13 protein-coding genes and 2 pseudogenes are annotated in these 9,916 nt (G+C 70.3%); 6 read left to right on the plus strand and 9 right to left on the minus strand.

Annotation, left to right across the window (positions count from 1 at the left end):
- Together AC08OQ_RS13130 and AC08OQ_RS13135 are read left to right on the plus strand one after the other, a co-directional pair.
- A partial coding sequence (locus tag AC08OQ_RS13130) for a hypothetical protein (RefSeq protein WP_476612080.1) occupies positions 1 to 385 on the plus strand: 385 nt, incomplete at its 5' end.
- 117 nt (positions 386 to 502) lie between these two features.
- Positions 503 to 1,448 (plus strand): annotated as a pseudogene (locus AC08OQ_RS13135) (aldo/keto reductase).
- Positions 1,449 to 1,541: 93 nt separating this feature from the next.
- Here the strand turns inward: AC08OQ_RS13135 and AC08OQ_RS13140 are convergent.
- Positions 1,542 to 2,336: pseudogene (locus AC08OQ_RS13140) on the minus strand (class I SAM-dependent methyltransferase); the annotation flags it as partial.
- 238 nt (positions 2,337 to 2,574) lie between these two features.
- Between AC08OQ_RS13140 and mshA the strand changes: the two are divergent.
- Complete coding sequence (gene mshA / locus AC08OQ_RS13145; RefSeq protein ID WP_462187201.1) at positions 2,575 to 3,882, plus strand: D-inositol-3-phosphate glycosyltransferase; 1,308 nt, start codon at positions 2,575 to 2,577, stop codon at positions 3,880 to 3,882.
- 56 nt (positions 3,883 to 3,938) lie between these two features.
- Entirely contained in the window at positions 3,939 to 4,433 is a 495-nt protein-coding gene (locus AC08OQ_RS13150; RefSeq protein WP_476598706.1) for a type III secretion system chaperone family protein, read from the plus strand.
- A 101-nt stretch (positions 4,434 to 4,534) separates the two neighbouring features.
- On the opposite strand, the gene AC08OQ_RS13155 is transcribed toward AC08OQ_RS13150, so the two are convergent.
- Positions 4,535 to 4,897, minus strand: coding sequence for a DsrE family protein (locus AC08OQ_RS13155; RefSeq protein WP_462187203.1), 363 nt, complete (start codon positions 4,895 to 4,897; stop codon positions 4,535 to 4,537).
- Positions 4,898 to 5,110: 213 nt separating this feature from the next.
- Here AC08OQ_RS13155 and AC08OQ_RS13160 point away from each other — a divergent pair, with 213 nt between their 5' ends.
- Complete coding sequence (locus AC08OQ_RS13160; protein WP_476598717.1) at positions 5,111 to 5,677, plus strand: nitrobindin family protein; 567 nt, start codon at positions 5,111 to 5,113, stop codon at positions 5,675 to 5,677.
- A gap of 184 nt (positions 5,678 to 5,861) precedes the next feature.
- Positions 5,862 to 6,113, plus strand: coding sequence for a hypothetical protein (locus tag AC08OQ_RS13165; protein ID WP_476604483.1), 252 nt, complete (start codon positions 5,862 to 5,864; stop codon positions 6,111 to 6,113).
- Positions 6,114 to 6,184: 71 nt separating this feature from the next.
- On the opposite strand, the gene AC08OQ_RS13170 is transcribed toward AC08OQ_RS13165, so the two are convergent.
- The 7 genes from AC08OQ_RS13170 to AC08OQ_RS13200 all read right to left on the minus strand — a co-directional run bounded on the left by AC08OQ_RS13170 (position 6,185) and on the right by AC08OQ_RS13200 (position 9,719).
- Positions 6,185 to 6,484: a DUF1416 domain-containing protein gene (locus AC08OQ_RS13170; RefSeq protein ID WP_476598711.1), complete on the minus strand. Its 300-nt coding sequence runs from the start codon at positions 6,482 to 6,484 to the stop codon at positions 6,185 to 6,187.
- A gap of 3 nt (positions 6,485 to 6,487) precedes the next feature.
- Complete coding sequence (locus AC08OQ_RS13175; RefSeq protein ID WP_476604484.1) at positions 6,488 to 7,321, minus strand: sulfurtransferase; 834 nt, start codon at positions 7,319 to 7,321, stop codon at positions 6,488 to 6,490.
- The gene (locus AC08OQ_RS13180; protein ID WP_476602368.1) at positions 7,318 to 7,737 is read right to left on the minus strand and encodes a DUF4395 domain-containing protein; all 420 of its coding nucleotides are present in this window, start codon (positions 7,735 to 7,737) and stop codon (positions 7,318 to 7,320) included. Before AC08OQ_RS13180 ends, AC08OQ_RS13175 begins: the two co-directional genes overlap by 4 nt.
- Positions 7,738 to 7,830: 93 nt before the next feature.
- Entirely contained in the window at positions 7,831 to 7,998 is a 168-nt protein-coding gene (locus AC08OQ_RS13185) for a putative leader peptide (protein WP_462187207.1), read from the minus strand.
- A complete protein-coding gene (locus AC08OQ_RS13190; RefSeq protein ID WP_476602369.1) occupies positions 7,946 to 8,386 on the minus strand; it encodes a thioredoxin family protein in 441 nt (146 codons plus the stop codon). Before AC08OQ_RS13190 ends, AC08OQ_RS13185 begins: the two co-directional genes overlap by 53 nt.
- 89 nt (positions 8,387 to 8,475) lie before the next feature.
- Positions 8,476 to 9,441, minus strand: coding sequence for a hypothetical protein (locus AC08OQ_RS13195; RefSeq protein WP_476602370.1), 966 nt, complete (start codon positions 9,439 to 9,441; stop codon positions 8,476 to 8,478).
- A 32-nt stretch (positions 9,442 to 9,473) separates the two neighbouring features.
- Entirely contained in the window at positions 9,474 to 9,719 is a 246-nt protein-coding gene (locus AC08OQ_RS13200; RefSeq protein WP_476602371.1) for a hypothetical protein, read from the minus strand.
- Positions 9,720 to 9,916: the final 197 nt, after the last annotated feature.

Below are 9,916 nucleotides of genomic sequence, written 5' to 3' on the forward strand. Positions count from 1 at the left end.
GGGAGCGGCGGATCTCGCTGTGGCGAAGCTGCTCGCCCTGCCGACGACCACCAGCACCGAGGTTCGGAAGATCTCCGACCGGGTCGGCGCGCTGCCCACCCAGGCGGCGCGGGTCCCGACCCAGGTCGGGACGGCCGTGCGTGCGCTGCCGGCCACCGTCACCTCCCAGATCTCCGACCTGCAGGGACGCGCCACCCACCTCTACAACAGCTTCGCCACTCGGGGGGAGAAGCGGGTGGCGAGCATCCGGCGCAGCCCGGCCACGGAGGAGGCGGTGCAGCACACCCGGACGGCAGTGAGCCAGACCCGCGCCGCACGCACCTCGAGCCGCAAGGCGGCCGAGGCGGTCGGCCGGGCCGTGACCGAGGCCGCCCCAGAGAAGTAACGGCCCGCGAACATCGACGCACCGGAACACCAACGGGCAATCATTGACGTGTTCCGGTCGACCACGGGTCCGGGGCCTGGTGTCCGGGGCCCGTGGTCCGATGTGTTGTATTAACTCATGCGCTATCGCCCGCTGGGATCCTCCGGACTACTGGTGTCTGTCGTCGGCCTCGGCTGCAACAATTCGGCTCGCGCGTCGACCTCACCGGCACCCGCGCGGTCGTCGACGCGGCGCTCGACGCCGGGATCACGTTCTTCGACACCGCCGACACCTACGGGAACAAGGGCGGCTCGGAGACGCTTCTCGGGCACGTGCTGCGAGGCCGCCGCGACGATGTCGTCCTCGCCACGAAATTTGGCAACGACATGGGCGGCATGTACGGCCAGGACTTCAGCGCGCGGGCGTCCCGGCGGTACATCCGCAAGGCGGTCGAGGGTTCGCTGAGCCGGCTGCAGACCGACTACATCGACCTCTACCAGCTGCACACCCTGGACGCCTTCACGCCGATCGAGGAGACGCTCGAGGCCCTCGATGAGATCGTCAAGGAGGGCAAGGCCCGTTACATCGGTGCCTGCAACCTCGATGCCTGGCAGGTCGCCGACGCGGAGTGGACCGCCCGGGCGTCCGGGACGACCCGCTTCATCTCCGCACAGAACCACTACAACCTGCTGGAACGGGGCGTGGAGGCAGAGCTCGTGCCGGCCGCTCAGAAGTACGGCATCGGCGTCATCCCGTACTACCCGCTGGCGAACGGCCTGCTCACCGGCAAGTACCAGCGCGACGAGGTGCCGGCACCCGGCTGGCCGGCCGGCAGGACGAGCTGACCGACGAGGTCTTCGACCGGCTGGACGCCTTGGAAACCTTTGCGCGGGAGCGGGACCGGTCGCTGCTGGACGTCGCGATCGGCGGGCTGGCCGCCCAGCCCGGGGTCGCCTCGGTCATCGCCGGCGCGACCAGCCCGGTCCAGGTGCGCGCGAATGCCGTGGCCGGTCAGTGGCAGCCCCGCGCGGACGACCTCACGGTGCTCGACAAGATCGCCGTGACCCGCCGTCCCGCCGACTGAACGCGGGACCGACGGACCCACGATCCGGGGCGTCCCGCCAGATCTCCGCCGGGACGTCCCGCACCGCGCCGGCAGAACGTCCGAACCGCCCGCCGGGGGCCAGTCGACGGTCAGCTCGCCCAGCCGCCAGCGCCGCCGGTCGCCGCGGACCGGCCAGCCCTGGGCCTGCAGATCCGCCACTGCGGCGATCCACCGCTGGCGTGGGGAAAAGACGGCCCGCGGCGCGGCCCGCTCCCAGGCGCGGTCGAAGGCCGTGAACAGCCGGTGGACGTCATGGCCGGGTACGTTGTGCTCGATGAGCGCCTTGGGGAGCCGCTCGGCGAGCTCGGACGGACGGGCGAGGCTCGCCAGATGCGCGGAGAGGGTCAGCGTGGGCCCGGCCGGGCTCCGCGCGCCGGACGGCAGCCAGGCCGGCGCCGCTCCCGGGGCCGGAAGACCGAACCAGCAGGCGCGCCGACCCGTCTCGTCGCAGGTTCCCTCGACAAGCATCCCGCCGGGGGCGAGCCGCGCCAGCATCGTCGCCCACGCGCCGGGGACCGCAGCCTCGGGATACTGCCGTAGCACGTTCAGGGCACGCACCAGCACCGGGCGCTCCCCCGGCGGCGGAAGCTCGAACCCGCCGCGGGTGAACCGCAGCCCGGGAGGTCTCGCGGCCGGGACGGCCCGGGCGACCCGGTCCTGGTCGAGCTCCAGGCCGACGACGCGCACGTCCGGACGCACCGTTCGCAGCCGCTCGTAGAGCTCCACCGTGGTCACCGGGGACGCACCGAAGCCGAGATCGACGACCAGGGGATCCGCCGCCCCACGCAGCAGCGCGGCGGCCGCGTCGAGCGTCCAGCGATCGATCCGTCGCAACCGGTTCGGCGCGGTGGTACCCCGGGTGGGCATCCCGAGGGCACGCGCCCGTCCGGCCGCGAGCCGCCGCGCCCGACGGGAGGAGTTCGTCACGGATCCACCCTGGCAGACCGGCAGGCCGGCGGACCAGGGGCCGGCCGGGACCCCGAAGGGGGGAGACCAACAGTTGACCTGACAACCGGCCGGGTAGAACGGTTGGAGACGTGTTCGTCCACAGCAGGGTGGGTCGTGTCGGGCAGGCGCCGGGGACGTGGAGATGCGGAGGTGCTCGATGCGTCTGATCAGAAGCGGCGCCGCCCAGGTCCGCGGTGAGCCCGAACGGCGCGGGCGGCCCAGCCGGGTCGCGATGCTGTCCATGCACACCTCACCGATGGAGCAGCCGGGAACGGGCGATGCCGGGGGGCTCAACGTCTACGTCGTCGAGCTGTCGCGGCAGCTCGCGGCGTTGGGGGTGGAGGTCGAGGTGTTCACCCGCGCGGTGAGCAGCAAGCTGCCGACCTCGGCCGAGCTGTTGCCGGGTGTGACGGTCCGCCACGTCGACGCCGGCCCGTACGAGGAGATCCACCGGGAGGATCTTCCCGCCTGGCTGTGTGCGTTCACCGCAGCTCTGCTGCGCGCCGAGGCCGGGCACGAACCAGGGTGGTTCGATGTGATCCACTCGCACTACTGGCTGTCGGGTCAGGTCGGTCTCGCGGTGGCACGGCGATGGGGTGTCCCGCTCGTGCACACCTCCCATACGCTGGCAAAGATCAAGAACGGCGCGCTGGCAGCCGGAGACCGCCCGGAGCCGCCTAGCCGGCTGCTCGGCGAACAGGAGGTCATCGGGGGGGCCACCCGGCTGCTCGCCTCCACGGCGGACGAGTACCGGCACCTGACCGATCTGTACGACGCGGCGTCGGACCGGATCGACGTCGTCGCGCCCGGCGTCGACCTGGAGGTCTTCCGGCCAGGTGACATGGCGCAGTCCCGGGCCCGCGTCGGCGTGGATCCCGCCGACGACCTGCTGTTGTTCGTCGGCCGGATCCAACCGCTCAAGGCACCCGATCTGCTGCTGTGCGCCGCCGCGGAACTGCTGCGGCGCGATCCCGCCCGCCGCTCGCGGCTCACCGTCGCCGTGGTCGGCGGCCCCAGCGGATCCGGTCTGGAACAACCCGACGCCCTGGTCAAGCTCGCGGCGTCTCTCGGGATCTCCGATCGCGTCCGCTTCCAACCGCCGGCCCCGCAGCAGGAGCTCGTCCACTGGTACCGCGCGGCCACCGCCGTCGTCGTCCCCAGTCACAGCGAGAGCTTCGGCCTCGTCGCGCTCGAGGCCCAGGCCTGCGGCACTCCGGTGGTCGCCGCGGCGGTCGGGGGCCTGTGCACCGCGGTCGCCGACGGTGTCTCCGGGCTGCTCGTCGCCGGTCGGACCCCCGCCGTCTATGCTGACGCGCTGGATCGGCTGCTGCGCCAGCCACGATGGCGGGCCCGGCTCTCCGCCGGAGCGGTGGCCTGGGCCGGTGGGTTCGGCTGGTCGGCCACAGCCCATGGCGTGCTGCGCAGCTACCGGCACGCGCTGAGCCCCACCGCCGTCGCCGTCTGAGAAAGGATCTCCGCCGGAACCGGCATCGTCTACCAGCTACCGGGGAGGCCCCAGCCATGACGGCACCCATCGACGCGGCGGAACGCAACCGGCTCGACGTGGTGATCGAGGACACGCTCAAGGATCTCGGTCTCGCCTACGACCATGTCGACACCGGCTCGTTCCTCGTCGCGCTGGAGGGCGAGCACAAGCTGCGCACGATGACGTGGCTCGTCGTGCAGGACCACACCCTGCTCGTCGAGGCGTTTTTTATGCGCGCCCCGGCGGAGAACGCGACGGGCACCTACGGATTCCTGCTCGGCCGCAACGCGAAGACCTACGGGGTGCACTTCTCCATCGACCGGGTCGGTGACATCTTCCTCACCGGGCAGGTCCCGCTGCTGGCGGTCACCGCGGAGGAGATCGACCGCCTCCTTGGCTGCGTCGGCTCCTACGCCGACGAGAACTTCGACCCGGCGATAGCGATGGGATTCGCCTCCGCCATCGAGCGGGAGAAGGCGTGGCGGGCCAAGCTGGCCGCCGACGCCGGCTCGGCCACGAAGCCGGGATGAGACCCGGTCCCGAGAAGGACGCGGTGCTTCCCGGCGATTCACGCGCCCCCATTATACCCAGGCCGTTGTGTCCAGACTGTTACGTCTGGGCCGGGCGCTCCTCAGTAGACGAGGGCCTGCACGCCGTCCGCGAGAACCTCGTCGACGAACGCGGCGGCGCCGGCGATGCGGACGCCGGGCAGGACGTCGTCCGGGCCGATGGAGCGCCGGGCCGCGCACTGGGTGCACAGGGTGACGCGCCCCTCGGCGAGGATGGCGGCGAGCAGATCGGGCAACGGCGCCGCCTCCGGCAGGCTGAACTCCTCCGCCCGGCCGGGCAGCGCGAACCAGGCGGACTCCCCGGTAAGCCAGAGCGAGACGTCCGTACCGGCGGCGGCGGCGACCGCCGCGACCGTGAACGCCTGGGAACACCGTTCCGGCGCATCCGTCCCGGCGGTGACCTTGACGACGAGCGGGCGGGCCATCGTGCCAGTCTGCCAAAAGCCGCCCTGGCGCGCAGCTATGCCGCGTGGCGCCTGAGGTGACCAGGACCGGTACGGCCACGAGGAGTCCCGTGATCTCGTCGTCTAGGCTAGAGGCGTGCTGCACTACTTCTTCACCGGGCTTCTGGTGGCGATGTCCGTCCTGATCGCCTGGTTCTCCGGTTACGTGGTCTACAAGCTGTACGAGGGTCAGCGCTGAGCGCCGGGAAGCGGTCCGCGGCCGGATCGGCGCGGTCCGGCGCGGCGACGAACACCGTTGATCTGCACGCCAGCCTGCTACCGCTGGCCTTCCTCGTCGGGACCTGGCGGGGCGAGGGGGTCGGCGGTTACGAGGGCCTGGACGGATTCCACTACGGCCAGGAGATCACCTTCGCCGCGGACGGCCGCCCGGCGCTGGGATACGTGTCGCACACCTGGTGGGCGGACGAGCCCCGGGACGGCCGCGAGCCCGGCAGCCCGTTGGCGACCGAGACCGGGTTCTGGCGGGTCCAGTCCGGGGAGGGCGGGAAGCCGGTCGTCGAGGTGATGCTGGCCCACCCGTTCGGTATCGCCGAGATCTACGTCGGCACGGTGAGCGGCACCCGTATCGATCTCGATCACAACGTCCTGATCCGCACCGCCACCGCCCGTGACGTCACCCGGTCGGTGCGGCTCTACGGCCTGGTCGAGGGCGGCGATCTCGCCTACGCGATCGACATGGAGGCCGAGGGCAAGCCGATGCAGTCGCACCTGTCCGCGCGCCTGCACCGCGTGTCCGACTGAGCCGTCTCCGAGCAGGCGTCTCCAAGTGCCCTCCACCAAGAGATGCCCGCCTACCAAGAGTCACACTTCATTCACGGTATGGCGGAGCCTTTGCAAAAGACATCGCACGCGCAACGACAGACCACGAACGGAACACGTGAAAACGTGTTCAGACCCTCCCGGAATGCGCTTTCATGATCGCATGATGGCAGAAGCCGACGTACTCTTCGCGGTCGTCCTTTTCGCCGCCGCCGGCCAGCGTGCGGTCGACCGGATCATCGCGCCGTTCCCCGATCGGGGCTCCGCAGTGGCGTTCGCCCGCGACAACGGTCTGCACTGTTTCTTGATCGGCCCGATGGCTTTCGCCGTACCGACCACGGTTCCGCCACCGGCGAGCACCGCTTCGGCCGTCGTGCCACCGGCGGGAAACAACCGCGGTGGCCGGGTCCGGGCATGAGAACGGGGGCAGCGTGAGAACGGGGACAGCGGAAGAAACCCGTTGTCCCCGCCCGGCGAAAGAACGCGACGTCAGGCCGCGACCTCGACCTGGGTGTCGACCGGCTCACCCTGACGGGCGACGACCTTGCGCTCGCCGGTCGCGCCGGGGACAAGAGCCCGGACGGTCCACTGCCCCGGCCGCGCGAAGAAACGAAACTGGCCCGTCGCGGACAGCGGAACCTCGGCGGTGAAACCGCCGCCTTCGTCCAGCAGGCGGGCATAACCGGTCGAAACCGGCTCCCCGCTCTGCACCACGACCCCCTGAATCACAGTCTCCTTGGCCACGTCAATTCCCTCCACAGATGGTCCACCGCTGATGGCGCCGCACATGGCTCACGTGCCCTTCTCGATCGGCACGCCGACGAGCGAGCCGTACTCGGTCCACGAACCGTCGTAGTTTTTCACGTTCGGCAGGTCGAGCAACTCGTGCAGCGCGAACCAGGTGTGCGCCGAACGCTCGCCGATGCGGCAGTAGGCGATGATGTCCCTGGACAGGTCGACCCCGGCCTCGGTGTAGAGGCCGGTCAGCTCGTCATTGCTCTTGAACGTGCCGTCCTCGTTCGCGGTCTTCGCCCACGGGATGTTCTTCGCCGTGGGGATGTGTCCGGCCCGCTGGGACTGTTCCTGCGGCAGGTGCGCGGGAGCAAGCAGCTTGCCGGAGAACTCGTCGGGCGACCGGACGTCCACCAGGGCCTTCTCGCCGATCGCGGAGATGACCTCCTCGCGGAAGGCCCGGATGTCGGTGCGCGGCTCCGGGGCGGTGTAGCTGGTGGGCTGGCGCGGGGTGACCTCGGTGGTCAGCTCACGGCTGTCGAGCTCCCACTTCTTGCGACCACCGTCGAGCAGGCGGACGTCGGCGTGGCCGTAGAGGCTGAAGTACCAGTATGCATATGCGGCGAACCAGTTGTTGTTCCCGCCGTAGAGCACGACGATGTCGTCGTTCGAGATCCCCTTCTCGGAGAGAAGCTTCTCGAACTGCTCCCTGCTGATGAAGTCACGAATGACCGGGTCCTGAAGTTCGGACTTCCAGTCGAGACGCACCGCGCCCGGGATGTGCCCCTTGTCGTACGCGGAGACGTCCTCGTCGACCTCGACCAGGACGACCTTCGGGTCGTTACGGTTCGCTTTGACCCACGAGGCGTCGACCAGCGCCTTCTCACGGCTCATGTGCGTGCTCCTTTCACGGTTATCGAATGGAGAAAAAGATACAGGTGGTACCCGAGACAGAACTCGAACGCCGCATTGAGGAGAGCCGCCACGAAGGCCAGGGCCACCGCGACGTAACCGAGTGCCGGCATCCCCGCGAAGAATCCCACGAGACCCACGACGCCGAAGATCGCGCCGACCAGCTGGGCGAACCGGGGTGACGCGGCGTCCTCGGTGGCGGCGGGCGGCCCCAGTCTCGGCCGGATCAGGGAACGGAACACCAGCCCGTAGGGCGCGTACCGGACCCCGGCCACCGCCCCCACCCCGAACACCACGGTCTGCGCGAGCAGCAACCAGCGGCTGCCGGCGAGCAGTACCACGGCGAGCATGATCGTGGTGACGGCAGCGGCGAACCGCATACCGCGAGGATCTACCACGAGGCCTTCTCCTGACTTCCGGCTTGGACTACCCGCTCGGATGTGGCGATGCACCGGGGCCAGCCGATCACGGCTGAGGGACACAACCCACGATCAGGAAAGACGACACAGACAGCTGTGTACACGGCACAGGTCGACCGCGCGGCGCTTCACAAGCTGTATCTGGGACATGGTTCGTGTCACGGTAGCAGTGAACGTCACGTCTGTGTTAACCCGCCGACGATGAATCCGAAGGATCACCATCTGCCCGATTGATCCCATCGAAAACGATCTCTTCGAGGGTGGCGAACACCGCCGCACGCGTCGGCGGGGCACTGCTTGCGCGCCGCACCTCCCTGCCATGACCGTCAATGATCAGTACCGTCGGAGTCCGCCCGATCCCCAGCCGACGGACGAGGTCGAGATGCGCCTCCGCATCAACCTCGACATGGCGTACCCCGGGCACGACCTCGGCAACCCCTGCCAGCACCCGACGGGTGGACCGGCAGGGGGCGCAGAACGCCGTGGAGAACTGCAGCAGCGTCGCCCGCTCCCCCATCGTCTCGCCCAACGATGCGAATTCGGCCCGCAGTCCGCCGTCCACCGGCCGGAACCGTCCGTCCCGGGCCCGCATGAGCACCCCCAGTCCAAGCGCAGCCACGGTTGCCACCGACAACACCCACATTCCGGTCACGGCTTCTACAGCATCCGACGGGCCGGCTCTTCCCGTCCAAGCCCCGCCACGGCCCGACGATCGACTCACGCAGGCAGATGCCGCCCGACGAAATACACCAGTGGCGCCGCGGAGGCCAGCGGCAGGATGGCGGTGAGCAGGACGTCCGCGACCAGCGCCGAGGTGGCGACCGGGCCGACCCGCGGCTCTGCGTCACGGGCCCGCGCCAGCACCAGATCGATGACGGCGGCCACGGCCGCTCCCGCCGCGGCGATCGCGACGGCGGCCCCCACCGTCAGACGATCGGGGTTGAGGGCACCGAAGCCGGCCCCCAGCGCCGCGCCGGCCAGAACGCCGACCGCCCCGGCCGGCACCAGCGGAACGCCCGCCCATCCCACTAGCCGGCCCACCACGACCGTGCCACCCGCGCCGAGGAGGCCGGCGATGACCAGCAGATCGGCCGGATAGTGCGCGCCGGACCCGGCGCGCAGCGCAAGGTAACCGGCAAAAAGCGCACAGAAGATGATCCCACTCAGCGTCGCAGCAAGATCCGCACCGACCCGCCCGGCGGGACCGGGCGGCGGACTCGAACCATTAGCAGACACCGGACTCGAACCATGGGCAGACACCGGACTCGAACCATTGGCGGACACCGGGCCTGCCCCGGAGACGGGAGCTGACCGGCGTCGGGCGAGCTGGTAGAGGATCACGACCGCCACGGCGATCCCGACGACTCCGGCCAACGATCCGTAGCTGTGCCGGTCCGAGGCCAACAGAACCACGTCACCGAGGACACCCCAGGCCGCCACGAGCAGGGTGGTGCCGGTCGACGCCCGGAGTATCCGGACCCAGGCCCAGGCGAACGCGATCTGTTCGACGATGAGGACCGCCGCGAGGGCTCCCGTGCCGAGGGCTGCGGCCGCCATCACCAGGCCGGTAGCCACCAGGGCCGCCAACGGCAAAGCGCCCGGCACCCAGCGGGCTGCGGGGATGGACGCAGCCTCGTCCGGGACGAGGACGCCGTGGGGCCTGCCAGGATCGCCTGCGCTCACCGGCCCATGCTGTCATGTCCGGCTCGGGCGGCTCACGTCGCGCCGTCCCAGCCAGGCGCGGCCTCGGGCCGGCGACGAACAGCGTCATCCCCCGGCGAAGGGAGGGATGGCCTCGACGACGCAACCGTCACGCAGGATGACCCCCGCCGGCCCACGGGCTGGTCGTCGACGAGGTAGGAGCACCGTCGCAGCAGCGCCGGCAGGGCCCCGCCGTGGCGGGCCGCGACGACATCGAGCAGAGCGGCCAGCGTATCCGCGCCGATCTCCTCCTGGGGCACCCCCGCGGCGTCCCTGGCGGCGGCCTAGTAGCGGACGGTCACCCGCGCGATCGACGCGGGCCGGGCCGCCCCTGCGGTCTCGTCCTTCACCATCCTTCACCATCCTTCCGGCCCTTCGTCCGTCATCTTCACCGGAGAAGCGGGAATTGGTACGAACGCGTGGGGGTCGATACACAGGATCTGGATCTGTCGCTGAT

This window comes from Frankia sp. CcCS3 (genome assembly GCF_977927575.1).